Origin of the sequence: Pseudomonas sp. PSE1(2024) (assembly GCF_050990555.1) — a bacterium.
GTDB classification, from domain to species: domain Bacteria; phylum Pseudomonadota; class Gammaproteobacteria; order Pseudomonadales; family Pseudomonadaceae; genus Aquipseudomonas; species Aquipseudomonas aphyarum.
The window spans coordinates 3,672,855-3,696,929 of the sequence record NZ_CP158967.1; the positions used below are offsets into that span (position 1 = coordinate 3,672,855).

Below are 24,075 nucleotides of genomic sequence, written 5' to 3' on the forward strand. Positions count from 1 at the left end.
AACTCTCTTCTTTTTCGCCGCGCCTTTTTCCTGCGGCCATCACCTCTTTATATTGCGGAGTCAGCCTTGCGTCTGTTTCACACCTCCGACTGGCACCTTGGGCAGAACCTGCACGGCCAGGAGCGCGATTTCGAGCACGCCTGTTTTCTCGAGTGGCTGCTGCGCCAATTGAAGCTGGCGCAGCCGGACGTGCTGCTGATCGCCGGCGACATCTTCGACACGGTCAATCCACCGGTCAAAGCCCAGGAACGCCTCTACGACTTCATCGTCAGCGCCCACGAGCAGCAGCCGTTGCTGACCATCGTGATGATCGCCGGCAACCACGATTCCGGTTCGCGGATCGAACTGCCCGCGCCGTTGATGCGGCGTTTGCGCACGCATGCGCTGGGCCGAGTGTTGTGGCTGGATGACGGGCAACTGGATGCAGAGCGTCTTTTGTTGCCGCTGCCGAATGCGTCCGGCGAAATCGCCGCGTGGTGCCTGGCGCTGCCGTTCCTGCGGCCTGCCGAAGTGACCGGCGCGCATCTGGGTGACAACTATCTGCGTGGCATTGGTCAGGTGCATGAATGGCTGATCGAAGCGGCGAATAACAAACGCCAACCGGGCCAGGCACTGGTCGCCATCAGCCACGCGCACATGGCCGGCGGCTCGGTGTCGGAAGACTCCGAGCGCAGCCTGATCATCGGCAACGCCGAAGCTTTGCCCGCCAGCCTGTTCGGGCCGAGCATCAGCTATGTCGCGCTCGGCCATTTGCACAAGCCACAGAAGGTCAACGGTGAAGAGCGGATTCGCTACAGCGGCTCGCCGATCCCGTTGTCGTTTTCGGAGATCAGTTATCAGCACCAGGTGCTCGACGTCGTTCTGGACGGTGAGACCCTGGTCAGCGTCGAGCCAATGCTGATCCCCCGCTCCGTCAATCTGCAACGTCTCGGCCCTGCGCCGCTGGCGGAAATCCTGCTGCAACTGGCCGACCTGCCGAACATCGACCTGCTGGCCGAAACCCAGCGTCAGCCGTGGCTGGAAGTGCGGGTGCGCCTCGACGAGCCTCAGCCGGATCTGCGCCATCAGGTCGAAAGTGCCCTGCAAGGCAAGGCTGTGCGACTGGTGCGGATCGCCGCCGAATACGCCGGTAACCGTGGCGCTGACGGTGCCGAGGACGGCAGCGCGCTGATCGAACTGGACCAGCTCACGCCGCAGGAGTTGTTCAGCCGCGCCTGGCTCGACAACTACGGCAGCGAGGTCGATGAGCAAACCCTCAAGGACTTCGCCGAGCTGCTGCAAGACGTACAGATGGAGGGCGAGCAGCCATGAAGATTCTCGCCATTCGTTTGAAGAACCTCGCTTCGCTGGCCGGCCCGTTCGAGATCGACTTCACCGCCGAACCGCTGGCCAGCGCCGGCCTGTTCGCAATCACTGGCCCGACCGGCGCCGGCAAAAGTACTCTGCTCGATGCGCTGTGCCTGGCGCTGTTCGGCGCCGTGCCGCGTCTGAACAACACCGGGCGTGACGCCAAGGTGCCGGACGCCGACGGCGAAATCGCCACCGGCGACCCGCGCACCCTGCTGCGTCGTGGCACCGGCGAAGGTTTTGCCGAAGTGGATTTTGTCGGCGTCGACGGCCGTCGCTATCGCGCGCGCTGGGAAGCCAACCGCGCCCGGGAAAAGGCCGGCGGCAAGTTGCAGGCCAGCCGTCAGAGCCTGCGCGACATCGATCAGGACCAACTGCTCGCCAGCCAGAAAGGCGAGTACAAGACTCAGCTTGAAGCCGCGCTGGGCCTGAACTTCGAACAATTCACCCGCGCCGTGCTGCTGGCCCAGAGCGAATTCAGTGCGTTCCTCAAAGCCGACGACAACGACCGCAGCGAACTGCTGGAAAAACTCACCGACACCGCGCTCTACACCCGCCTCGGCCGCCGCGCATTCGACAAGACCAAGGAGGCCCGCGAAGCCCACAAGCAGTTGCAGGATCAGGCCACCGGCGTAACCCCGCTGGCCCCCGAGGCTCGCGCAGAACTCGACGAGCGCTTCAATGCCGCCCAGCAACAACTCAAGTTGCAGCAGGCGCAGCTCAAACAAATCGAGCAGCAGCATGACTGGCTCAAGGAACTGCTGCGGCTGCAAGACTCGCAACAAGCCGCCGCCGAACAACTGCGCAGCGCCGAGCACGAAAGGGAGTCGCTGGCCGGTGAGCGTCTGAAGCTCACCCGCCTCGAACAACTTGCCCCGCAACGGCACCAGTTCGCCCGCAAAACCGAACTTGATACCCAGCTGACGCCGCTGGCCGCACAGATTCACGCGCACACCCAGCAACAAGGCGAACTGGCTGAGCGCCAGACTCGACTGGAACAGGATCTCGCCGCAGCGCAGATTGCCCTGACCCAGGCGCAAACGCAGCAGAGCGAAGGCGCGCCGCTGTTGCGTCAGGCGTTCGAGGAGCAAAGCACCCTCGCCCGCCTCGCCAAGGATGTCGCGTCCGGCACCGAAGCGAAGCAAGCCGCTGAGCAAGCCTGCACTCAGGGCCAGAGCGCGATCCAGGCCCTGCTCGATCAACAAAAACAGGTCGCCGATCGCTTGCAGCGCATTGCCGCCGATCTTGAGCAAAGCGCTCACTTGGCACCGTTGAGCGAAGCGTGGAATGCCTATCGCGACCGCTTGCAGCAACTGATGCTGATCGGCAATCGATTGAACAAAGGCCAAGGCGAACTCGCTTCCCTCGAAGAAAACGCCGCTCGCGCCAGCGAAGCGCTCGCCACGCAAAAGCAGCAGCTGGAAGTGCTGTTCAAGGAGGCCGGCGCCGAGCCGGACGCCGTCGCCGAGCAGATCGGCATCCTCGGCAATCTCTTGCAGGACAACCGCAAGCAACTGCGCGCCATCGAAGACCTGACGCGCCTGTGGGCCAGTCAGCAGGAGCTGGACAAACGCAGTGCCGAACTGCAACAGCGTCAGCTCGATGCGCAACAGGAGCGCGAGCGCCTGACCCAGGACGGGGTGAAAACCAAGTCCGAGCTGACCGTCGCCGAACAGACTCTTAGCGTCACCCGTGAACTGCTCGAGCGTCAGCGTCTGGCCCGCAGTGCCAGTGTCGAAGAGCTGCGCGCGCAGTTGCAGGACGACCAGCCGTGCCCGGTTTGTGGCAGCAACGAGCATCCGTATCACCAGCCGGAAGCCCTGTTGCAAAGTCTTGGCCGTCATGATGAAAGCGAGCAGGCCCGCGCGCAGCAGGCGGTCGATCAACTGAAGGAAAAACTCACCGAACTGCGTGCCAGTGTCGGTGGCGTGATTGCCCAACAGAAAGAGTTGCTGCAACAGCAGGAACAACTGGCCGCCCAACAGCAAGCGCTGACGCCGAGCATCGAGGCGCATCCGCTGGCTGCGTCGTTGTTGAATCAGGATCGTGATAAACGCGCAGCGTGGTTGACCCGCCAGAATGAACAGCTAAATCAAAGCATCACCCAGGACGAACAGCGCCAGACCGCCCTGCTCACGCTTCAACAGGATGCGGCGCGGCTGACCCAGCAATTGCGTCAGGCCGAGACGGCGCACCAGCAAGCGTCGCAGCACCTGAGCAATCAGCAGCGCGAGCTGAGCGCTGACCGCCAGCGCCTGGACGAAGAACTGGCAGCCTTTGCCACTCTGCTGCCGAGCGACACCCTCGACGCCTTGCGCGCCGAGCCGGCCGCGACCTTCATGCAGCTTGACCGGCAGATTGCCGAACGTCTGGCGCAAGTCGATCAGCAGAAGGAAGAACTGGCCGAGCAACAACAACGCCAGCAGACACTCGAGAAAGAACAGGACCGCCAACAGGGCCGTGCACAACAGCTGCAAAATGCTGAGCAGCAGCTCAACACGCTGACCGAGCAGCAACTCGCCAGCCAGCAGAAGCTTGCGCAATTGCTGGGCAATCACACCTGCGCCGAGCATTGGCAGCAGCAACTGGAACAGGCGGTGGAACAGGCGCGCAACGCCGAATCCACGACGACTCAGGCGTTGCAGGAAGCGCGTACGCAGCTCGTGCAAATCGCCGCCGAACTGAAAGCGCAGCAGGAGCGTCTGCAAGCGCTGGAAACCGAAGACCGCGATCTGGCCGGCAAGATCGCCGACTGGCGCGCACGCCATCCGGAACTGGATGACGGCGGCCTCGAAGACCTGCTGCGGGTCGATGACGCGCAAGTCGATGAACTGCGCCAGCGCTTGCAGCGCAACGAAAAAGCCGTTGAACAGGCCAAGGTGTTGTTGCAGGAACGCGATCAGCGCCTGCTTGATCATCAGGCTCAACACAACGGCAATCTGGATGCCGAACAACTCGCCAGCGCCCTCGCCGACCTGCAAAACCAGTGCACGACCAGCGAACAGCAATGCGCCGAGCTGCGCGCCGAACAAGCCGAAGACCAGCGCCGCCAGAACGCCAATCAGGCGCTGGCGCAGCAGATCGCCGACGCCTATGCCGAGTATCAGCGCTGGGCGCGGCTCAATGCGCTGATCGGCTCGGCCACCGGCGACACCTTCCGCAAGATCGCCCAGGCCTACAACCTCGACCTGCTGGTGCATCACGCCAACGTGCAGCTGCGGCAACTGGTCAAGCGCTATCGCCTCAAGCGCGGCGGCAGCATGCTCGGCCTGCTGGTGATGGACACGGAGATGGGCGACGAACTGCGCTCGGTGCATTCGCTGTCCGGCGGCGAAACCTTCCTCGTATCGCTGGCCCTCGCGCTGGGTCTGGCCTCGATGGCGTCGAGCACACTGAAGATCGAATCGCTGTTCATCGACGAGGGCTTCGGCAGTCTCGACCCCGAATCCCTGCAACTAGCCATGGACGCCCTCGACGGCTTGCAGGCGCAGGGCCGCAAGGTCGCGGTGATTTCCCACGTGCAGGAAATGCACGAGCGGATTCCGGTGCAGATTCAGGTACAGCGCCAGGGCAACGGTTTGAGCACACTGGAGGTGAAATGAACACGCTGTATTCCTTCCGCCGCTGCCCGTACGCGATGCGGGCGCGGATGGCCCTGCGTTATTCGGGTGTGCCGGTGGAGATCGTCGAAGTCAGCCTGAAAGCCAAACCGGCCCAGATGCTGGCGATCTCGCCCAAGGGCACGGTGCCGGTGCTGGATGCGGGCGGTCAGGTGATCGATGAAAGCCTGGAGATCATGCGCTGGGCGCTGGCGCAGAATGATCCGGATGACTGGTTGCTAGGTGGCGATTCAAGGATCGCCGAGTTGATCGAAGCCAACGATCAAGTGTTCAAGGTTCACTTGAATCGCTACAAGTACGCCGAGCGCTATCCGGAACAGCCGATGGAGGTTTATCGCGCCGAAGGTGCTCTGTTCTTGCAGAAACTGGATGAATTGCTTGAGGGTCGCGTTTACTTGCTGGCCAATCATCCGAGCCTGGCCGATATCGCGCTGTTGCCGTTCGTTCGCCAGTTCGCCCATGTTGATCGTGACTGGTTTGCGCAGACGCCTTACGTGCGGTTGCAGGCCTGGTTGCAGCGGTTTCTGGAGTCGGAGCTGTTCACCGGCATCATGAAAAAGTAGGCGCTTTACGCCAGCACTTCACACATGCCGATGGCCGAGCAATCCACTTCGAACGGGCCGAGAAAACCGCTGGGGATTTTCACCGGCGGATTGCCGGCCAGCAGCCCCAGCGCATTGGCCCGTTCGATGTTGTGAGCGATGGTGTGGTTGGCCTCTATGGCCCGGGCCAGTCCGCCGACCGAACCCTGGCCGAATCCCAACAGGGAAGCGCCGTTGGTCATGAACGCCAGTCCGGCGATGACCCAGAGTCTGTAGCCTTTCATGCTCCGCCGACTCCCGCGAGTTCAGCTGAATCTACCGCCGCGTTTTGCGAGCGAAGTTCGAACTGGATGCCGGGATGGGCGACGTCGATCGGTGCTTCGAAGCTGTGTTGCGACTGCGACGCCAGACTGACAAACAGCACCATGACCAGGTACAGACCGATGGCCACGTAGGCGCCGCGTTTGGCGGAAGTGATGATTGAAGTGGCCATGATGTGTGCTCCGTGGACAATGTTTCGAGGTCCACAGAATCGATCAAAAAAGCCGGGGTAACCACTCAGGGTTTTCCATAGTAACCATCAGCTTGGTTGATTATTTAGCCGGTCTATCTCGCCGTTTGAAAATAGCTATCGCCGGCCGCTGCGCAGGCAAAAAACTGCCCAAGGCTGCGATCTTTTGATTTTGCTTTTTGGGAAACAAGATCAAAGGATCGCAGCCTTGGGCAGTTCCAGGGTGTGACGGAAATTTCAGTGTTGGGCTTTGTGATCCAGCGCGGCGTAGAAGTTGGCGCTTTGTTGCAGGTATTTCTGGGTGTAGCTCTGGGTATGGGATTTTTTGTCGCTGATTTCAACGTTGGCACTGGCAGGCAGGGCCACGGTGGCGGAGATGGCGGAAGCGGCGATGATCGAGAAGAGATTGAAGTTCATGGCGGTAACCCTCGTGTTCAGTTGGCTTGCTTGCCCGGTTGGGCCGTGAAGCAAACTTAACGCTCGAGGGTTGATCGCTTGAAATGCTTTGCAACATTACCTGTTATCAGCAGGATTAATACAACGCTTCAGGCCCCGTAGACCGGGGCCTGCGGCTTATTGACGCACGAGAAACTTCAGATCGCTCGGGGCGTCCATCGGCAGTTTATGCACGGTTTTGCCCAGCAGACCGGTCTTGCCGTCGCGCTCGACCACGACAATCTGGTTGCTCTTCTGGTTGGCGATCAGCAGGAATTTGCCGCTTGGATCGAGGCTGAACTCACGCGGGTGATCGCCTTCCACCGAACGTCGTTGCAGCTCCTTGAGCTGGCCGCTGGCCGGGTCGATGGCGAACACCAGCAACTGATTGGCGGTGCCACGGTTGCTGACGTAGAGGAATTTGCCATCGGCGGACGCGTGCAGCGCGGCGGCAGCCTTGTCCGAGGTCGGCTGGCCGGCAGCCAGATCGACCATTTGGGTCTGGGTCAGCACGCCGTCCTTGTAGTCGAATACCGCGACCTGAGCGCTCATTTCCATGGTCAGCCAGGCATGTTTGCCGTCAGCGCTGAACAGCAGGTGACGCGGGCCGCTGCCGGCTGGCAGTTGCACCGACGCGGTTTTCGCCGGGGTCAGCGGCAGGTCCGGGTTGGCTTTCGGGTCGAATTGGTAGATGAAGACTTTGTCGGCGCCCAGGTCATTGGAGAACACGTAACGACCGTCCGGCGAGGACACCGTCGAGTGCACATGGTTCGAGGCCTGACGCTCGGGATTGACCCGGCTCGCCGGGTGCGCGCTCATCTGCACCACCGGTTTGAGCTTGCCGTGGCTGCCCACCGGCAACACCGCGAGGGTGCCACCCGGATCTTCAACCACCGAGTAGTTGCTGACGAACAGATGGCTGGCGTCGCCGCTGAGGCTCGAATGGGTCGGCTCGTTGCCCAGGCTCTGGACCTGATTGATCAGGGTCAGGACGTGGGTCTTCGGATCGATAGAATAACTGCTGACGCGGCCGACCGGATCTGTCTGGCCAGGACCGTTTTCATTGACCACGAACACCCGGTGCTGATCCTTGGACAGGGTCAGCCACGACGGGTTTTCGCTCTTGATCACTTGCAGCGGCTTGGCGTCGATCTGGCCGGTGGCGCTGTCGAAGTTCATCCGGTAGATGCCTTCGCTGGTGCCGGCGGTGTAGGAGCCGACCAGCAACTGGAAGCTTTCGGCCGAGGCACTGGAAAGCCCCATCGCGCCGACGCTGCCGGCCATCAGCAATGGCCAGAATTTACGCATGTTCATTCGGTTTCATCCTCGTCGTCGGCGCTGCTCAGTACATCGCCGAGGCAGACCAGACGGTGTTCGCCAACGGTTTTGGTGTCACTGGAAAAACCGACGATCAGCCAGCTCTGCAGATCTTCATCAAACGTCGCCGCTGCCACCTGAGCCGGGGTGAACTCCCAATGCTTGGCTGCCCGGCCATCGATGCATTCGATGTGCAGGTTGTCGTCTTCGTCGAGGGCGAATTCGAAAGCGTGCAGGCCGTCGATTTCGACCATACCGCAGTGTTCGAGGGCGTTGAGAAGGGTGTCGGTTACGGCAGTCATGGCAATCATGTCTTTCAGGGGGAAAGGGCCAATGATAGCTCAAAGCAGGCGCTGAGCTCCCGCCCTGATCGCTCCAACGCTCCAGCTCTTGATCGTTCCCACGCTCTGCGTGGGAATGCAGCCCGGGACGCTCCGCGTCCCTTCCAGAGCTGGAACGCGGAGCGTCCCTCGAGGCATTCCCACGCGGACGGTTCGACGCCTCGACGTGGGAACGATCATGTGGCGTGAGTTAGAGGGCGTCGCGCGATAGCTTGCCGTCGACCAGCCGCTGAATACGCAGCGGGTTGGCGTTTTTCAGCGGTTCCGGCAGCAGGCTGTCGGGGTAGTTCTGGAAGCACACCGGGCGCAGGAAACGATCGATTGCCAGCGTACCCACCGAGGTACCGCGGGCATCGGACGTCGCCGGATACGGCCCGCCGTGAACCATCGAATCACAGACTTCGACACCGGTCGGATAACCATTGAGCAGGATTCGCCCGACCTTCTGTTCCAGCAGCGGCGTCAGCTCCGGAAAGCGTTCGAAATCCGCCTGCTCGCCGATGATTGTCGCCGTCAGTTGTCCATGCAGGCCCTGCAACGCCGCGCTCAGCTGCGCCTTGTCGGCCACTTCGACGATCACCGTGGTCGGGCCGAACACTTCTTCCTGCAGCACTTCATCGCCATCGATCAGCAGGCTGACTTCCGCCTTGAACAACTGCGGCTGCGCCTGATTGCCCTGTTGCGGATTGCCCGCCAGATGCTCGATGCCGGCGTGCGCCAGGAGTTTTTCCAGGCCCTTGCCGTAGCTGCCCAGCGTGCCGGCATTGAGCATGGTTTGCGCCGGTTGATCACCGATCAGCGCCGCGACTTGCTCAACGAATGCCGTGAATTGTGGCGAGCGGATGCCGATCACCAAGCCCGGATTGGTACAGAACTGACCGCAGCCCTGCACCACCGACGCGGTCAGATCGCGGGCGACAGTTTCCGAACGCACGGCCAGGGCCTGAGGCAGCACGATCACCGGATTGATGCTCGACATCTCGGCGAACACCGGGATCGGCTGCGGACGGGCGGCGGCCATGTCGCACAGCGCCCGTCCACCCCGCAGCGAACCAGTGAAACCTACCGCCTGAATAGCCGGATGTTTGACCAGCCATTCGCCGACGCCACCACCGTAGATCATGTTGAACACGCCAGCGGGCATGGCGGTTTTCTCTGCTGCACGAATCAGCGCGTCGGCAACAAGTTCCGCGGTGGCCATGTGGCCGCTGTGGGCCTTGAACACCACCGGGCAACCGGCCGCCAGCGCCGATGCGGTATCGCCGCCGGCGGTGGAGAATGCCAGCGGAAAGTTGCTCGCGCCGAACACTGCCACCGGCCCCAGGCCGATGCGGTACTGACGCAGATCCGGACGTGGCAGCGGTTGACGATCCGGCAACGGCAGGTCGATGCGCGCACCGTAGAAATCACCGCGCCGCAGGACTTTGGCGAACAAGCGCATCTGGCCGCTGGTGCGCCCTCTTTCACCTTGAATCCGCCCGGCCGGCAGTGCGGTTTCGCGGCAGACTACGGCGACGAAATCATCGCCCAGTGCGTCCAGCTCATCGGCAATCGCATCGAGAAACTGCGCGCGGCGTTCGGCGCTGAGGCTGCGATACGCCGGATACGCCGCCGCAGCGGCCTTGGCGGCGGCGTCCACTTCCGCTTCCGTGGCCTGAATGAAGTCGTGAGGCAGTGCCTCGCCCGTGGTGGCGTCGACGCTTTGCAGCTTGACGTCGCCCGCCGCACTGCGACGACCGCCGATGTAGTTGTGACCGAGAATCTGAGTCATGGGATCTCCTTAAAGGGTACCGATGCTGTCCGGTTCGAATGCCGCTGTGACCGGGGCGATGCCGTTGACCAGCGGTGCGCCGAATTCGGCCTGGCTGATCTCGAACACGTCGCCCGGCTGAGTGCGAATGCCATCGGCGAACGACAGGGTCGCGGTGCCGAAAAAGTGAATGTGCACGTCACCGGGGCGCAGGAACTGGCTGTACTTGAAGTGGTGGTATTCGAGGTTCGCCAGGCTGTGGCACATGTTGGCCTCACCGCTGAGGAACTCGTTCTGCCACAGCACTTCGCCGTCGCGCAGGATGCGGCTGGTGCCCGCCAGGTGTTGAGGCAATTCACCCGTTCGAAGTTCCGGGCCGTAGCTGCAACTGCGCAGTTTCGAGTGGGCCAGGTACAGGTAGTTCTTGCGCTCCATGACGTGATCGGAGAACTCGTTGCCCACCGCGAAACCGAGGCGATACGGCTTGCCGTCGTGGCCGATGATGTAGAGCCCGGCCATCTCTGGTTCCTCGCCGGCGTCTTCGGCAAACGGCGGCAGCGGGAACGGCTGACCGGGACGCACGACAATGCTGCCGTCGCCCTTGTAGAACCACTCCGGCTGCACGCCCGCCTGCCCCGCCGCCGGTTTGCCGCCCTCCACGCCCCACTTGAAGATACGCATGGTGTCGGTCATCGCCGCTTCATCGCCGGCCTGCTGGTGCATCTTGTCCCGGGCCGAGGCGCTGCCGAGGTGCGTGAGGCCGGTGCCACTGACCAGCAGGTGCGCCGGGTCCGGGTGATCCAGCGGCGGCAGGATGCGCAGTTTGGTCAAGAGCTCGGCGTAATCGTGGCTGATGCCCAGGCCGAGGGTTTGCACTTGCTGCGCGAGGGTGCTGCCGGCCTCGATCGCGGCCAGGGCCAGATCGCGGACCGTGCGCGCATCCTGCACTTCACGCACCAGACCGTCCTCGACCACCCCGACACGGCGCTCGCCGCTACTCAATTCGAATTGAACCAGATGCATGATGTTTCTCCTGTTAAAACAAATCCCGGATCGAAATCAGGTGCGTGTCGCACCGCGTGCGCTCGCTGCAAATTGCTCGACTGGCAGCACATGCTTGCGCTCCAGCAAGCGATAGACGACGCCCGTCAGAATCAGCCCGAACACCATCACCCCGGACAGGAAGTACAGGCCCGAAGCGAGGTTGCCGGTGTATTCCTTCAAGGCGCCGATCACGAACGGGCCGATGTAGCCACCGAGGTTGCCCACCGAGTTGATCAAGGCAATCCCGGCCGCCGCGCTGGCGCCGGCAAAGAACCGCCCCGGCAGCGTCCAGAACACCGCCGTGCAGGAAAACAGCGCGAACGCCACCAGACACAACGCCGCCAGTTGCGCCACCGGCAACGACAGCCAGGCACTGAGGAACAGGCCGATCGCGCCCAGCACATAGAGCACCGCCAGATGGCCGTAGCGATCATTCAAACGGTCGGAACTGCGCGGAATGATCAGCAGGCCGATGATCCCGAAAATGTACGGCACCGATGACACGAAACCGGTCACCAGATCGCTGCCGCCAAACTGTTTGATCAGGGTCGGCAGCCACAGGCCCAGGCCATAAATGCTCAGGGTCACCGGCAGATAAAACAGCGCCAGCAGCAACACGCGTTTGTCTTTCAGCGCATGCAGCGGATTGCCGTGACGGGTCTGGCCGTATTCCTGCAGGTCCTTTTTCAGCTCGCCGGTCAGCCAGTCCTTCTCGGCCTGGTCCATCCATTTCACTTGCTGCGGGCCGTCCGGCAACCAGCGCAATACCGGCCAGGTCAGCAGGATCGCCGGGGTGCCGATGACGATGAACAGCCACTGCCAGCCATGCAGGCCGAGGATGCCGTCCATGCCCAGCAGGCCGCCGGACACGGGGCCGGTGATCATCATCGCGATGGGTTGGGAAAGGATGAACAGCCCGAGGATCTTGCCGCGATGGCGCACTGGGAACCATTGGGTGATGTAGTACAGAACGCCGGGAAAGAACCCCGCCTCCGCCGCGCCGAGCAGAAAGCGCATCACGTAGAAACTGTGCGGGCCCTGGACGAAGGCCATGCCGATGGTGATCGCGCCCCAGGTGATCATGATCCGCGCGAACCAGCGCCGCGCGCCAAAGCGTTCGAGCATCAGGTTGCTGGGGATTTCAAACAGAAAGTAGCCGATGAAAAACAGCCCGGCGCCGAGGCCGTAGGCGGCATCGCCGATACCGATGTCGGCGCCCATGTGCAGCTTGGCGAAGCCGACGGCGGAGCGATCCACATAGGCGATCAGGTACAGCAGGATCAGGAAGGGAATCAGTTTCAGCGTGATGCGCCGGACAAGCCGCAGTTCCTGGCTCATGAGATCGGTCTCCGATTGTTGTTTTTATGGAACCTCGGGGGACGCCTCTCGCGGAAAATCGCCAGGGCCATCCCTCCGTCGAAATCGACTATATAGTAATACTAATTACGCAACAACACTTCCAAACCGTCGATTTTGCGCTTATGTTTAGCCGAAGCTCGCAAACAATAGTCTTACAATAAGAGAATCGATCATGTCTGATAAGAAACCCACCCTGCGCTCCGCCCAATGGTTTGGCACGGCCGACAAGAACGGCTTCATGTACCGCAGCTGGATGAAGAATCAGGGCATCGCCGACCATCAGTTCCACGGCAAGCCGATCATCGGCATCTGCAACACCTGGTCGGAACTGACCCCGTGCAACGCGCACTTCCGCCAGATCGCGGAGCACGTCAAACGCGGGGTGATCGAGGCTGGTGGTTTTCCGGTGGAATTTCCGGTGTTCTCCAACGGCGAATCGAACCTGCGCCCGACCGCCATGCTCACCCGCAACCTGGCGAGCATGGACGTCGAGGAAGCGATTCGCGGCAACCCGATTGACGGCGTGGTGCTGCTGACCGGTTGCGACAAGACCACCCCGGCCCTGCTGATGGGCGCGGCCAGTTGCGACGTGCCGGCGATTGTCGTCACCGGCGGGCCGATGCTCAACGGCAAGCACAAGGGCAAGGACATCGGTTCCGGCACCGTGGTCTGGCAGCTCAGCGAGCAGGTAAAGGCCGGCACCATCACGATTGACGATTTCCTCGCGGCCGAGGGCGGCATGTCCCGCTCGGCCGGTACCTGCAACACCATGGGCACCGCGTCGACCATGGCCTGCATGGCCGAAGCACTGGGTACTTCGCTGCCGCACAACGCGGCGATTCCGGCGGTGGATGCGCGGCGTTATGTGCTGGCGCACATGTCCGGCATGCGTGCGGTCGAGATGGTTCGAGAGGATCTGAAACTGTCGAAGATCCTGACCAAGGAAGCCTTCGAAAACGCAATTCGGGTCAATGCGGCGATTGGCGGTTCGACCAACGCGGTAATCCACCTCAAAGCCATCGCCGGGCGCATCGGTGTCGAGCTGGATCTGGACGACTGGACCCGCATCGGTCGCGGCATGCCAACCATCGTCGACCTGCAACCGTCCGGGCGCTTCCTGATGGAAGAGTTCTACTACGCGGGCGGCTTGCCGGCCGTGCTGCGGCGCCTCGGTGAGGCCAATCTGATTCCGAATCCGAACGCGTTGACCGTCAACGGCAAATCCATTGGCGAGAACACCAAGGACGCGCCGATCTACGGTGAAGACGAAGTGATCCGCACCCTCGACAATCCGATCCGCGCCGACGGCGGCATCTGCGTGTTGCGCGGTAACCTGGCGCCACTGGGCGCGGTGCTCAAGCCGTCAGCCGCCACGCCGGAACTGATGCAGCATCGTGGCCGCGCGGTGGTGTTCGAGAACTTCGACATGTACAAGGCGCGGATCAACGACCCGGAACTGGACGTCGATGAGAACTCGATTCTGGTGATGAAGAACTGCGGGCCGAAGGGTTATCCGGGCATGGCCGAAGTCGGCAACATGGGGCTGCCGGCCAAGCTGCTGGCGCAGGGCGTGACCGACATGGTGCGTATTTCCGACGCGCGCATGAGCGGCACGGCATACGGCACGGTTGTGTTGCACGTCGCCCCGGAAGCAGCGGCCGGCGGGCCTTTGGCGGCGGTGCAGGAAGGCGACTGGATCGAGCTGGACTGCGCCAGCGGGCGTTTGCACCTGGATATTTCGGACGCTGAACTGGCAGCGCGCATGGCGGATCTGCAACCGCCGCAGCAGCTGTTGGTGGGTGGTTATCGTCAGCTGTACATCGACCATGTGCTGCAGGCGGATCAAGGTTGCGATTTCGACTTCTTGGTAGGTTGCCGAGGGGCTGAAGTCCCGCGCCATTCCCACTAACACCGCCGTCCCCTTGTGGGAGCGGGCTTGCTCGCGAAAGCGGATTGTCAGCAACCTGTGTTTGTCTGACACACCGCTTTCGCGAGCAAGCCCGCTTGTATGTTTAGACTTGAAGGGGTGGGCGGGACTAAAAGCTCGATTCCGACTCTAGCCAGTACGGACCGTGGGAGACTTCTCGTCCCGCCCTTTCTACCTAAAGCGCCGATAAGGAATTCATCGGTAAAACCGACGATAGAGGCAAGCCAGCGCTACGGTAGACCCCGACAAGCTCTTAAACCCTAGCTCCGAGGATTCGTCATGACAATCCTTACCTCGCCAACGGTGATTGGTGTCGATGTGGCCAAGGCCGAAATCGTTGTTTATCGCGAAGATCTGGAAATTACCCAGGTCATCAACAATGACCGCACGTCTGTAGGTCGTTGGCTGAAGACCTTGCCCGCACAAAGCTCGATCGCCCTGGAAGCCACTAATCTCTACCACCTGGACACGGCCGAACTGGCCCATGGTATGGGGCATCGGGTTTACGTCGTGGACCCTTACCGGGTGAGCCATTACCGCGAAAGCATCGGTCAGCGTGCAAAAACCGACCCTTGTGATGCACGTCTTCTGGCGCGTTATCTAACCAGTGAACAGCACCGGCTGCGGGTCTGGAGCCCACCACCACGGCACTACACGGTGTTGAAAAGTCTGCTTAACAAGCGTGCGCAGCTGATGAAGGCCCGAGTCAGTATCATGCTGAGCTGGTCAAACGAACCTCTCCTTGAAGATCTTTTGGCCCATGGGTTGGAGCATTTCAAACAGCTTGATCAGGCCATTCAGGAATTACTTCGCAAAGTCAGCCAAGAGGCCGGCATTAGCGAAAACATCAGACGCTGCAAAGCGATTGAAGGGATTGGTGAACTCACGGCAACGGGCTTGGCAACTACGTATATGCGAGGTGAGTTCCCCAGCGCCGATGCGTTCATCGCCTTTCTGGGAATGGATTTGAAGGCAAAGGACTCAGGCAAGAAACACAGTCCTCGCCACTTGAGCAAAAAAGGTGACGGGGAATTACGGCGTCTTGCACACAATGCAGCTATGGCAGCTTGTCGATCCCCTGTTTGGAAACCGTTCTATGAATCCTATCTGGCAAGAGGTCTGGCCAGAACCCAGGCCTTGGTCATCCTCGCCCGCAAGCTTTGCCGGGTGGCATTCGCCCTCATGAAAAATCAGAGCGAATACCAACCCAATTTAAGGTTGCAGGGTTCCCCTGCAACATAGAATCTCCCACATTTGCTCTGTATCTGCCTCAAGACTGTGTGGTGCCTGCTATGATGCGCGGCATCTCCATCGCTCAGGATCGCGCCACTCCCCATGGATTACCGCAAACCTTCCGACCGTAAAAGCATGCACTCGCGCATCGTCCAGGAACTGGGCATGCAGATTGTTTCCGGACGCTTTCTGCCCTGCGACAAGCTGCCCGCCGAAGCCTTGCTCTGCGAGGAATACGCGGTCAGCCGGCCGGTGTTGCGCGAAGCCACCCGAGTGCTGGTCGCCAAGGGCCTGGTGTATTCGAAACCGCGCGTCGGCACCGTGGTCAAGCCACGCCGCGAATGGCACATGCTAGACCCGGACGTGCTGCACTGGCTGATGCAAAGCAGCCCGCAGAACGAGTTCTTCAACGTCCTGACCAGCGTGCGCAGCATCATCGAACCGGCCGCCGCCGCCCTCGCCGCCCAGCACGCCACCGATGCCGACATTGCGTCGATTGCCGAGGCTTATCAACGCATGGAAGCCGCGCCGACCCCGGAAGCCTTGCTGCAACCGGATCTGGATTTTCACAGCCGGATTGCCGATGCGACTCACAACGACTTGCTGGCGAACCTGTGCAACATGCTGTCGGTGGCGATTGCCGAGGCGCTGAAGCATTCGAACCAGCGGCCGAACCTGCATGAACTGGCGTTGCCTCGGCATAAGGCGATTTTGACGGCCATCGAGAATCGGGATGCGCTGGGGGCGCGACATGCGACGTTGGTGCAGCTGGATGATGCGCGCAGTGCCTTGAGTGTTGTGCTGGGGGCGGATCTTTCTTAAGCCTTGAGACCGCTTGCCCTCACCGCAGACATAAAAAAGCCGCAACCCTTAAAGGTTGCGGCTTTTTCATTTCAGCCAACCGGCTCAGTGAGCAAACAACGAATTCCCCTTCTGCCCCGCCAGTTTCTCCGGCTTGATCAGGAACTTCGCCAGTGCCGGCAGCAGCCACAGCGCACCGAACATGTTCCACAGCAGCATGAAGGTCAGCATCAGGCCCATGTCGGCCTGGAACTTGATCGCCGAGAAGATCCAGGTGCACACGCCGATGGCCAGGCACAGACCGGTGAACAGCACTGCTTTACCGGTGGATTTCAGGGTCTGGTAATAGGCTTCCTGCAACGGCAGGCCGGCACGCAGGAAACTTTCCAGACGGCTGTAGATGTAGATGCCGTAGTCCACGCCGATCCCCACGCCCAGCGCCACCACCGGCAACGTCGCAACCTTCACGCCGATACCCATGAACGCCATCAGCGCGTTGCCCAGCACCGAGGTCAACACCAGCGGCAGCACGATGCACAAGGTCGCCGCCCACGAGCGGAAGGTGATCATGCACATGACCGCCACGCAGATGTACACCAGGATCAGAATGGTCAGCTCGGACTTCTTGATCACTTCGTTGGTGGCCGCCTCGATCCCGGCGTTACCGGCCGCGAGGATGAATTCCAGGCCTTCCTTGTTGTTTTCCTTGGCGAAGTCCTGCACCGCATGCACCGCGCGATCCAGGGTTTCGGCCTTGTGGTCGTTGAGGAACACCAGCACCGGTGCCAGCGAGCAACTGTTGTTGTACAGGCCGTCGGCCCGGGCGATGGAGTTGTTCAGCACGTCCGGGTTGCGTGACAGGGTTTCCCATTTCAGGTTGCCCTCGTTCATGCCCTTGATCATCTGCTTGGACACGGTCACCAGCGAGATTGCCGACTGCACGCCCTCGGTGTTCTGCATCTTCCACATCAGCTCGTCGATCGGCGCCATGGCTTCATAGCGCGAGCAGCCTTCGGACTTGGTCTTGACCATCACCACCAGCACGTCGGAACTGGTCGAGTAGTTGCTGATGATGAAGTTGTTGTCCTTGTTGTAGCGCGAGTCCGGACGCAGTTCCGGCGCGCCCTGGTCGAGGTCGCCGATCTTCAGGTTCTGGCTGTACCAGAGACCGCCACCGAAAGCGACCAGCGCCAAGGCGATGGAAATCGGGGCGACTTTCGGGTTGGCGAAGTTCGACAGCAGGCGCCAGAACGGATGTTCGCGGTGCGCGTCCTTCTTGCTCTTGGCGATGGCGCGCTTGCTGATGCCGACATAGGAAATCGCCACCGGCAGCAGGATCAGGTTGGTGAACACGATCACCGCCACGCCGATGGAAGCGCCGATGGCCAGCTCGCGGATCACACCGATGTCGATGATCAGCAGCGTGATGAAGCCGACGGCGTCCGCCAGAATCGCGATCATCCCCGGCAGGAACAGCTGACGGAAGGTCCGCCGTGCGGCCGTCAACGCGTTGTCCGCCTCACCGGATTGCAAGGCGATCCCGTTGATTTTCTGCACGCCGTGGGAAATGCCGATGGCGAAGATCAAAAACGGCACCAGCATCGAATACGGATCGAGGCCGAACCCGAAGAAGTGCATCAGCCCGAGTTGCCAGACCACCGCCACCAGCGTGGTGCTCAACACCGCCACGGTGCTGCGCAGGCAGTTGGTGAACCACAGCAGCAGGATCAGGGTGATGACGAAAGCGATGCCGAAGAACATCACCACCATCACCAGGCCGTCGATCAGGTCACCGACCTTCTTGGCGAAGCCGACGATGTGGATCTTGACGTTGGGGTTCTGCGCTTCGAACTTGTTGCGGATCTTGTCTTCGAGCTCATGGGAGAACTGGCGATAGTCCAGCGCCAGCAGCTTGCCCTGATCCTGCGGGTCCGGGTAGGACTCCAGCAGCGGGATGTCGACGATGCTCGACTTGAAGTCGTTGGCCACCAGACGCCCGACCTGACCGGACTTGAGCACGTTGTTGCGCAGCAGATCGAGGCTGTCCTGGGAGCCGTTATAGCTCTGCGGGATCACTTCGCCGCCGGCAAAACCTTCCTCGGTCACCTCGGTCCAGCGCACGCTCGGGCTCCACAGCGACTTGAGGCCGGAACGGTCGACGCCGGAGATGTAGAACACCTCGTCGTTGATCTGACGCAGGGTCTCCATGTACTCCTTGGAGAAGATGTCGCCGTCCTTCGCTTCCACCGAAATACGCACGGTGTTGCCCAGGTTCGCCAGATCGTTACGGTGCTCCATCATCTTTTCAATGAACGGATGCTTGAGCGGGATCATCTTTTCGAAACTGGTGGACGGACGGATCAGCGTGGCCTGCCAGAACAGGAAAATGCTAACCAGCAGGCAGATCACGATCACTGCCGGGCGGTTGTTGAAGATCAGGCGCTCGAGAAACGTCGCCTTGTCCTGATGATGAGTGCTCAAGGAAGTCATAGCCCCGCCTTCTTATTATTGATTCGGCTCATTTGCCCAGCTCGGCGCCGTTCGACGAAGTGACCCGAACGCCACCCTGCCCGCTCAGGATCAGATTGCCGTTGCCGGCGGCGGTGACCGACGACAGCGAGATGCGATCCGGACGGTTGAATACGCTGAAGGTTTCGCCGTTGTCACTGCTGCTGACCACCGAGCCGCCGTTGCCGACGATGACGATGGAGCCGTCTTCGAGCAGTGTGGCGCCGGACAGGCCGAACTCCAGCGAACCGCGCGCAGCTTTCAGTTCGACCTGCTCCCAGGTGCTGCCGAAATCGGTGGAGCGGTAAAGGTTGCCGCGCAGACCGTAAGCCAGCAGGGTTTGCGGTTGCGCCGTGCCGATCACGCCGAACAGCGAGCCTTCGTACGGGCCTTCGAGTTTTTCCCAGGTCTGGCCCCAGTCGGCGGAGCGGAACATGCTGCCCGACTCGCCGACGATGAACAGGCCGGCGTCTTTTACCGAAGCGATGGCGTTGAGGTGGAACTGGTCTTCGTTGTCGAGGCGATCGCTGACGTCTTCCCAGTTTTTGCCGCCGTCGGTGGTTTCCAGCAGCGCGCCGTAGGCACCCACGGCCAGACCACTGTTGACGTCCTTGAACCAGACGTCGAGCAGCGGCGATTCGCGCTTGAGGTCTTCGAACTGTTTGGTCCAGGTCAGGCCGCCGTCTTCGCTGGCGAGGATCTGCGCGTCGTGGCCGACGGCCCAGCCGTGCTTGTCATCGACGAAATACACGGCGGTCAGCAACTGGCGGCTCGGCACTTTGGCCTGGGTCCAGGTCTTGCCCTGGTCGTCGGAATAGAGAATGTGCCCGCGATCCCCGACCGCCACCAGCCGGGTTCCGGCGTGAACGACATCGAGCATCAGGCTTTTCGAGGCCTTGGCCGATTCGGTGGAATAGACCACGTCGGCGGGCGCTTCGGCGGCGAGAACCGGCGCCGACAAAGTGGCAAAGCCCAGCAGAGAGAGTGCTGTGGCCAGCAACGCGGTGTTGCGTAACGCCGGCGGGCGGCAACGACTCATAGACCTTCCCCTGTTTATTATTGTTGGTCATGGACCTTAAAGGGCGCCGCAAGGGTGCTCACGGTGACTGCCTGGTCACAAGCATAGTCCTGAAACCCGCCATCCAGAGCCCCTTCGGAAGCTGGCTCATCCTATCGGGCATTCGAAACGTCTGACAATCGGCGCAACGTTATCTTTTGTTAACCGAAAGGGACTACAGCGGCAGCTGAATGCGCGGGCATTCGTCCGACTGATGGCAGGGATTCTTGCGAGGGGGACTTGCACGATCGGTATTATGGTATACCATAAGACGCACAGACACTCTTTATCCCCTACGGAGCAGCTCATGAGTTTCGAAATTCGCAAGATCGTCAGCTATGTCGAAGAAACCTTCATCGAAGGCGGCAAGGCGTCCGATACCCCGGTGACCATGGTCGGCCTGGCCGTCGTGATGAAGAATCCATGGGTCGGCAACGGCTTTGTCGAAGACCTCAAGCCGCAGATCCGCGCCAATTGCTCCGACCTCGGCGCGATGATGGTCGAGCGTCTGGTGGGCATCATCGGCGGTGCCGAGAAGATCGAGGCCTACGGCAAAGCCGCGGTGGTCGGCGCCGATGGCGAAATCGAGCACGCGTCGGCGGTGATCCACACCCTGCGCTTCGGCAATCACTACCGCGAAGCGGTCAAGGCCAAGAGTTACCTGAGCTTCACCAACAAGCGCGGCGGTCCGGGCACTTCGATTCAGATCCCGATGATGCACAAGGACGACGAAGGCCTGCGCTCGCACTACATCACCCTGGAAATGCAGATCGAAGACGCCCCGCGCGCCGACGAAATCGTCGTGGTGCTCGGTTGCGCCGACGGTGGTCGCCTGCACCCGCGCATCGGCAACCGCTACATAGATCTGGAAGAACTGGCCGCCGAAAAAGCCCAGTAATCACAATAAAAAAGGCATTGCAGGAGCGCTCCATGATTCGGCTCACCGCTGAACTCACCCCGGCCGGCACCAGTTATCTGGCGACCGGCCAAGGCCAACCCGTGGTGTTGATCCACGGCGTGGGCCTGAACAAAGAAATGTGGGGCGGCCAGATTGTTGGCCTGGCCACGCAATACCGGGTGATCGCCTACGACATGCTCGGCCATGGCGCCAGCCCGCGACCGGCCAGCGGCACCGCCCTGCTCGGTTACGCCGATCAGTTGCTGGAGCTGCTCGACCACCTGCAATTGCCCGAGGCGTCGGTGATCGGTTTTTCCATGGGCGGTCTGGTGGCGCGGGCGTTTGCCCTGCATTACCCGGAACGCCTGAAAAGCCTGGTGGTGCTCAACAGCGTGTTCAACCGCAGCGAAGAGCAGCGCGCCGGCGTCATCGCCCGCACCGCGCAAGCCGCCGAACACGGGCCGGATGCGAATGCCGAAGCGGCGCTGTCGCGCTGGTTCAGCCGCGAATATCAGGCGGCCAACCCGGCGCAAATAGCCGCGATCCGCCAGACCCTCGCCGGCAATGATCCGCAAGGCTACCTGACCACCTACGAACTGTTCGCCACCCAGGACATGTACCGCGCCGACGACTTGGGCAGCATCCAGGCGCCGACGCTGATCGCCACCGGCGAGCTGGACCCCGGATCGACCCCGGAAATGGCCGAGCAACTGGCCGCGCGCATTCCCGGCGCGAAGGTTGCCGTGCTGCCCGAGCAACGGCATATGATGCCGGTAGAGTCGCCACGGCTGGTGAACCAGACGCTGCTGGAATTTCTCGACACCGCACACGCCCGACAAAACCATATAAAGGGGATCGTTGCATGACGCTCGCACGCTTCCAGATGTGCATCGGCGGAGAATGGGTCGACGCCCTCTCCGGCAAGACTTTCGAAAGCCTCAACCCGGCGCTGGCCGAACCCTGGGCCGAACTGCCCGACGCTGACGAAGCCGACGTCGAGCGCGCCGTGCAAGCCGCGCAGACCGCGTTCGACAGCCCGGCATGGCGTGGTTTGACCGCCACCGCGCGCGGCAAACTGCTGCGTCGTCTCGGTGACCTGATCGCTGAAAACAAGGAACAACTGGCGCAGCTGGAAAGCCGCGACAACGGCAAACTGATCCGCGAAACCCGGGGTCAGGTCGGCTATCTGCCGGAGTTCTTCCACTACACCGCCGGCCTCGCCGACAAGCTCGAAGGCGGCACCCTGCCGCTGGATAAACCCGATCTGTTCGCCTACACCGTGCACGAAGCCATGGGCGTGGTCGCCGCGATCATTCCGTGGAACAGCCCGCTTTATCTGACTGCGATCAAACTGGCGCCGGCGCTGGCGGCGGGCAACACCATCGTGATCAAACCCTCCGAGCACGCCTCGGCGACCATTCTGGAACTGGCGCGCCTGGCCCTCGAAGCCGGGATTCCGCCGGGTGTGGTCAACGTCGTCACCGGCTACGGCCCGAGCACCGGCGCCGCCCTCACCCGTCATCCGCTGATCCGCAAGATCGCCTTCACCGGCGGCGCGGCCACGGCCCGGCATGTGGTGCGCAGCAGTGCCGAGAACTTCGCCAAACTGTCGCTGGAACTGGGCGGCAAGTCGCCGAATATCATCTTCGCCGACGCCGATCTCGACAGCGCGATCAACGGCGCCATCGCCGGGATCTACGCGGCGTCCGGGCAGAGTTGCGTATCCGGTTCGCGACTGCTGGTGCAGGATGAAATCTACGACGAGTTCGTCAGCCGTTTGGTGGAGCGCGCCCAGCGCATCCGCATCGGCAACCCGCAGGACGACAGCAGCGAAATGGGCCCGATGGCCACCGCGCAGCAACTGGCGGTGGTTGAAGGTCTGGTGGCTGATGCGATTGCCGAAGGTGCGCGCCTGCGTCTGGGCGGCAAGCGGCCGAGCGGTGTGGGCGACGGCTGGTTCTATGAGCCGACGCTGTTCGAGTGCGATCGCAACTCGATGAAGATCATGCAGGAAGAAGTCTTCGGCCCGGTGGCCTCGGTGATCCGTTTCAAGGATGAAGCCGAAGCGCTGGCGATTGCCAACGACTCACAGTTCGGCCTCGCCGCCGGCATCTGGACCCGCGATCTGGGCCGCGCCCATCGCCTGGCCCGGGACGTGCGTTCGGGGATCATCTGGGTCAACACGTACCGCGCGGTGTCGGCAATGGCACCGATCGGTGGTTTCAAGAACAGTGGCTATGGACGCGAAAGCGGCATCGATTCGGTGCTGGCCTACACCGAACTGAAAACGGTGTGGATCAACCTCTCCCAGGCGCCGATGCCTGATCCGTTTGTGATGCGTTAGGAGTCCTGCGACATGATCGAACCCGGCATTTACAAAGACGTCATGAGCTCGTTTCCGTCCGGGGTCACGGTGGTCACCACCCTTGACCCGGATGGCGGCATCGTCGGCATCACCGCCAGCGCCTTCAGTGCGCTGTCGATTGACCCGGCGCTGGTGCTGTTCTGCCCCAACTACGCTTCCGACACCTACCCGGTGCTGCGCGACAGCAAGCGTTTCGCGATCCATTTGCTGTCCGCCGACCAGACCGCCGAGGCCTACGCCTTCGCCGGCAAAGGCAAGGACAAGGCCAACGGCATCGAGTGGCATTTGAGCGAGCTCGGTAACCCGATCCTCGCCAAAGCCACGGCGATCATCGAGTGCGAACTGTGGCGTGAATACGACGGTGGCGACCACGCGATCATCGTTGGCGCGGTGAAGAACCTGATCCTGCCGGAGCAGCCGGTGACGCCGATGATTTATCACAAGGGCAAGCTCGGCGCGTTGCCGACACTGGGTTGAGAAAATAATGCGAAACCCTGTGGGAGCGAGCTTGCTCGCGAAGGCGTAGTGTCAGTCGACATCAATGTTGCGGGTGCTGACGCTATCGCGAGCAAGCTCGCTCCCACAGGGAATGGTGGTGTGAGGGGTAATGATGAACAACGACAAGTACGAAAAGGGCCTGAAGATCCGCACCCAGGTGCTGGGCGAAGCCTATGTGCAGCGCTCGATCGAGAACGCCGACGACTTCACCCGCCCGTTGCAGGAAATGGTCACCGAATACTGCTGGGGTCACGTCTGGGGACGCGAAGGCCTGTCGCTCAAGGAGCGCAGCATGATCAACCTGGCGATGATCTCGGCGCTCAACCGTCCGCACGAACTGAAACTGCATGTGCGCGGCGCCTTGCGTAACGGCCTGAGTCGTGAGCAAATACGCGAAATTCTGCTTCAGGTCGGTATTTATTGCGGCGTCCCGGCAGCCGTGGACAGTTTCCGGCTCGCCCGTGAAGCCTTCGCCGAAGCCGACGCCGAGGCCTCCAGTTAACCCCTCGGCTGTTTTGATGC

The 24,075-nt window shown here is 61.6% G+C and carries 21 protein-coding genes; 11 read left to right on the forward strand and 10 right to left on the reverse strand.

What is annotated here, in order from left to right:
- Positions 1-66 precede the first annotated feature (66 nt).
- Genes ABTV87_RS16450 through ABTV87_RS16460 form a run of 3 tightly spaced genes read left to right on the forward strand, consistent with a single transcriptional unit; the run spans position 67 to position 5,530 of the window.
- The gene (locus ABTV87_RS16450) at positions 67-1,311 is read left to right on the forward strand and encodes an exonuclease SbcCD subunit D C-terminal domain-containing protein (RefSeq protein WP_433897941.1); all 1,245 of its coding nucleotides are present in this window, start codon (positions 67-69) and stop codon (positions 1,309-1,311) included.
- The gene (locus ABTV87_RS16455) at positions 1,308-4,949 is read left to right on the forward strand and encodes an AAA family ATPase (protein ID WP_433897942.1); all 3,642 of its coding nucleotides are present in this window, start codon (positions 1,308-1,310) and stop codon (positions 4,947-4,949) included. Before ABTV87_RS16450 ends, ABTV87_RS16455 begins: the two co-directional genes overlap by 4 nt.
- Entirely contained in the window at positions 4,946-5,530 is a 585-nt protein-coding gene (locus tag ABTV87_RS16460; protein ID WP_221535534.1) for a glutathione S-transferase, read from the forward strand. The genes ABTV87_RS16455 and ABTV87_RS16460 overlap by 4 nt, the downstream gene beginning before the upstream one ends.
- 5 nt (positions 5,531-5,535) lie before the next feature.
- Here ABTV87_RS16460 and ABTV87_RS16465 read toward each other — a convergent pair whose 3' ends face one another.
- The 8 genes from ABTV87_RS16465 to ABTV87_RS16500 form a co-directional block, all read right to left on the reverse strand.
- Entirely contained in the window at positions 5,536-5,793 is a 258-nt protein-coding gene (locus tag ABTV87_RS16465) for a hypothetical protein (RefSeq protein ID WP_433897943.1), read from the reverse strand.
- Positions 5,790-6,002, reverse strand: a complete 213-nt coding sequence (locus tag ABTV87_RS16470; RefSeq protein WP_085603084.1) for a hypothetical protein — start codon at positions 6,000-6,002, stop codon at positions 5,790-5,792. The genes ABTV87_RS16465 and ABTV87_RS16470 overlap by 4 nt, the downstream gene beginning before the upstream one ends.
- A gap of 255 nt (positions 6,003-6,257) precedes the next feature.
- Positions 6,258-6,437 (reverse strand): hypothetical protein, encoded by a 180-nt coding sequence (locus tag ABTV87_RS16475; protein ID WP_011334602.1) that lies wholly within the window; start codon positions 6,435-6,437, stop codon positions 6,258-6,260.
- Between the two features lie 156 nt (positions 6,438-6,593).
- Positions 6,594-7,769, reverse strand: a complete 1,176-nt coding sequence (locus ABTV87_RS16480) for a lactonase family protein (RefSeq protein WP_433897944.1) — start codon at positions 7,767-7,769, stop codon at positions 6,594-6,596.
- A complete protein-coding gene (locus tag ABTV87_RS16485; RefSeq protein ID WP_085605117.1) occupies positions 7,766-8,074 on the reverse strand; it encodes a DUF5629 family protein in 309 nt (102 codons plus the stop codon). The genes ABTV87_RS16480 and ABTV87_RS16485 overlap by 4 nt, the downstream gene beginning before the upstream one ends.
- A gap of 229 nt (positions 8,075-8,303) precedes the next feature.
- A complete protein-coding gene (locus ABTV87_RS16490; RefSeq protein ID WP_433897945.1) occupies positions 8,304-9,884 on the reverse strand; it encodes an aldehyde dehydrogenase (NADP(+)) in 1,581 nt (526 codons plus the stop codon).
- Positions 9,885-9,893: 9 nt separating this feature from the next.
- Positions 9,894-10,886 carry an AraD1 family protein gene (araD1, locus tag ABTV87_RS16495; protein ID WP_433897946.1) on the reverse strand — a complete coding sequence of 331 codons (993 nt, stop codon included), beginning with the start codon at positions 10,884-10,886 and terminating at the stop codon, positions 9,894-9,896.
- Between the two features lie 36 nt (positions 10,887-10,922).
- On the reverse strand, positions 10,923-12,245 hold the full coding sequence (locus tag ABTV87_RS16500) for an MFS transporter (protein WP_007957417.1): 1,323 nt from the start codon (positions 12,243-12,245) through the stop codon (positions 10,923-10,925).
- A 193-nt stretch (positions 12,246-12,438) separates the two neighbouring features.
- On the opposite strand from ABTV87_RS16500, the gene ABTV87_RS16505 reads away from it, so the two are divergent.
- The 3 genes from ABTV87_RS16505 (at position 12,439) to ABTV87_RS16515 (ending at position 16,248) form a co-directional block, all read left to right on the forward strand.
- Positions 12,439-14,175 carry an IlvD/Edd family dehydratase gene (locus ABTV87_RS16505; RefSeq protein WP_433897947.1) on the forward strand — a complete coding sequence of 579 codons (1,737 nt, stop codon included), beginning with the start codon at positions 12,439-12,441 and terminating at the stop codon, positions 14,173-14,175.
- A gap of 297 nt (positions 14,176-14,472) precedes the next feature.
- On the forward strand, positions 14,473-15,435 hold the full coding sequence (locus ABTV87_RS16510; RefSeq protein ID WP_433897948.1) for an IS110 family transposase: 963 nt from the start codon (positions 14,473-14,475) through the stop codon (positions 15,433-15,435).
- A gap of 93 nt (positions 15,436-15,528) precedes the next feature.
- Positions 15,529-16,248, forward strand: coding sequence for a FadR/GntR family transcriptional regulator (locus ABTV87_RS16515; protein WP_115078210.1), 720 nt, complete (start codon positions 15,529-15,531; stop codon positions 16,246-16,248).
- Positions 16,249-16,332: 84 nt separating this feature from the next.
- Here the strand turns inward: ABTV87_RS16515 and ABTV87_RS16520 are convergent, their stop codons facing one another.
- Together ABTV87_RS16520 and ABTV87_RS16525 are read right to left on the reverse strand one after the other, a co-directional pair.
- Positions 16,333-18,717, reverse strand: coding sequence for an efflux RND transporter permease subunit (locus ABTV87_RS16520; protein ID WP_007957414.1), 2,385 nt, complete (start codon positions 18,715-18,717; stop codon positions 16,333-16,335).
- Positions 18,718-18,745: 28 nt separating this feature from the next.
- A complete protein-coding gene (locus tag ABTV87_RS16525; protein ID WP_085603070.1) occupies positions 18,746-19,774 on the reverse strand; it encodes a WD40/YVTN/BNR-like repeat-containing protein in 1,029 nt (342 codons plus the stop codon).
- Positions 19,775-20,099: 325 nt separating this feature from the next.
- Between ABTV87_RS16525 and ABTV87_RS16530 the strand changes: the two genes are divergently transcribed.
- From ABTV87_RS16530 to ABTV87_RS16550, 5 genes are all read left to right on the forward strand, one after another.
- The gene (locus ABTV87_RS16530) at positions 20,100-20,690 is read left to right on the forward strand and encodes an amino acid synthesis family protein (protein WP_007957412.1); all 591 of its coding nucleotides are present in this window, start codon (positions 20,100-20,102) and stop codon (positions 20,688-20,690) included.
- A 32-nt stretch (positions 20,691-20,722) separates the two neighbouring features.
- Entirely contained in the window at positions 20,723-21,556 is an 834-nt protein-coding gene (locus ABTV87_RS16535; RefSeq protein ID WP_085603067.1) for an alpha/beta fold hydrolase, read from the forward strand.
- The gene (locus ABTV87_RS16540) at positions 21,553-23,034 is read left to right on the forward strand and encodes an aldehyde dehydrogenase (RefSeq protein ID WP_085603065.1); all 1,482 of its coding nucleotides are present in this window, start codon (positions 21,553-21,555) and stop codon (positions 23,032-23,034) included. The genes ABTV87_RS16535 and ABTV87_RS16540 overlap by 4 nt, the downstream gene beginning before the upstream one ends.
- 12 nt (positions 23,035-23,046) lie before the next feature.
- Positions 23,047-23,532: a flavin reductase family protein gene (locus ABTV87_RS16545; RefSeq protein ID WP_074688589.1), complete on the forward strand. Its 486-nt coding sequence runs from the start codon at positions 23,047-23,049 to the stop codon at positions 23,530-23,532.
- A gap of 133 nt (positions 23,533-23,665) precedes the next feature.
- Positions 23,666-24,055: a carboxymuconolactone decarboxylase family protein gene (locus tag ABTV87_RS16550; protein ID WP_085605114.1), complete on the forward strand. Its 390-nt coding sequence runs from the start codon at positions 23,666-23,668 to the stop codon at positions 24,053-24,055.
- Positions 24,056-24,075: the final 20 nt, after the last annotated feature.

Excerpts from the sequence above, each read along its gene's own strand:
- ABTV87_RS16455 (WP_433897942.1), top strand. The coding sequence starts at position 1,308 with ATGAAGATTCTCGCCATTCGTTTGAAGAACCTCGCTTCGCTGGCCGGC.
- ABTV87_RS16460 (WP_221535534.1), top strand. The coding sequence starts at position 4,946 with ATGAACACGCTGTATTCCTTCCGCCGCTGCCCGTACGCGATGCGGGCG.
- ABTV87_RS16465 (WP_433897943.1), bottom strand. The coding sequence starts at position 5,793 with ATGAAAGGCTACAGACTCTGGGTCATCGCCGGACTGGCGTTCATGACC.
- ABTV87_RS16470 (WP_085603084.1), bottom strand. The coding sequence starts at position 6,002 with ATGGCCACTTCAATCATCACTTCCGCCAAACGCGGCGCCTACGTGGCC.
- ABTV87_RS16475 (WP_011334602.1), bottom strand. The coding sequence starts at position 6,437 with ATGAACTTCAATCTCTTCTCGATCATCGCCGCTTCCGCCATCTCCGCC.
- ABTV87_RS16480 (WP_433897944.1), bottom strand. The coding sequence starts at position 7,769 with ATGAACATGCGTAAATTCTGGCCATTGCTGATGGCCGGCAGCGTCGGC.
- ABTV87_RS16485 (WP_085605117.1), bottom strand. The coding sequence starts at position 8,074 with ATGACTGCCGTAACCGACACCCTTCTCAACGCCCTCGAACACTGCGGT.
- ABTV87_RS16490 (WP_433897945.1), bottom strand. The coding sequence starts at position 9,884 with ATGACTCAGATTCTCGGTCACAACTACATCGGCGGTCGTCGCAGTGCG.
- araD1 (WP_433897946.1), bottom strand. The coding sequence starts at position 10,886 with ATGCATCTGGTTCAATTCGAATTGAGTAGCGGCGAGCGCCGTGTCGGG.
- ABTV87_RS16500 (WP_007957417.1), bottom strand. The coding sequence starts at position 12,245 with ATGAGCCAGGAACTGCGGCTTGTCCGGCGCATCACGCTGAAACTGATT.
- ABTV87_RS16505 (WP_433897947.1), top strand. The coding sequence starts at position 12,439 with ATGTCTGATAAGAAACCCACCCTGCGCTCCGCCCAATGGTTTGGCACG.
- ABTV87_RS16510 (WP_433897948.1), top strand. The coding sequence starts at position 14,473 with ATGACAATCCTTACCTCGCCAACGGTGATTGGTGTCGATGTGGCCAAG.
- ABTV87_RS16515 (WP_115078210.1), top strand. The coding sequence starts at position 15,529 with ATGGATTACCGCAAACCTTCCGACCGTAAAAGCATGCACTCGCGCATC.
- ABTV87_RS16520 (WP_007957414.1), bottom strand. The coding sequence starts at position 18,717 with ATGACTTCCTTGAGCACTCATCATCAGGACAAGGCGACGTTTCTCGAG.
- ABTV87_RS16525 (WP_085603070.1), bottom strand. The coding sequence starts at position 19,774 with ATGAGTCGTTGCCGCCCGCCGGCGTTACGCAACACCGCGTTGCTGGCC.
- ABTV87_RS16530 (WP_007957412.1), top strand. The coding sequence starts at position 20,100 with ATGAGTTTCGAAATTCGCAAGATCGTCAGCTATGTCGAAGAAACCTTC.
- ABTV87_RS16535 (WP_085603067.1), top strand. The coding sequence starts at position 20,723 with ATGATTCGGCTCACCGCTGAACTCACCCCGGCCGGCACCAGTTATCTG.
- ABTV87_RS16540 (WP_085603065.1), top strand. The coding sequence starts at position 21,553 with ATGACGCTCGCACGCTTCCAGATGTGCATCGGCGGAGAATGGGTCGAC.
- ABTV87_RS16545 (WP_074688589.1), top strand. The coding sequence starts at position 23,047 with ATGATCGAACCCGGCATTTACAAAGACGTCATGAGCTCGTTTCCGTCC.
- ABTV87_RS16550 (WP_085605114.1), top strand. The coding sequence starts at position 23,666 with ATGAACAACGACAAGTACGAAAAGGGCCTGAAGATCCGCACCCAGGTG.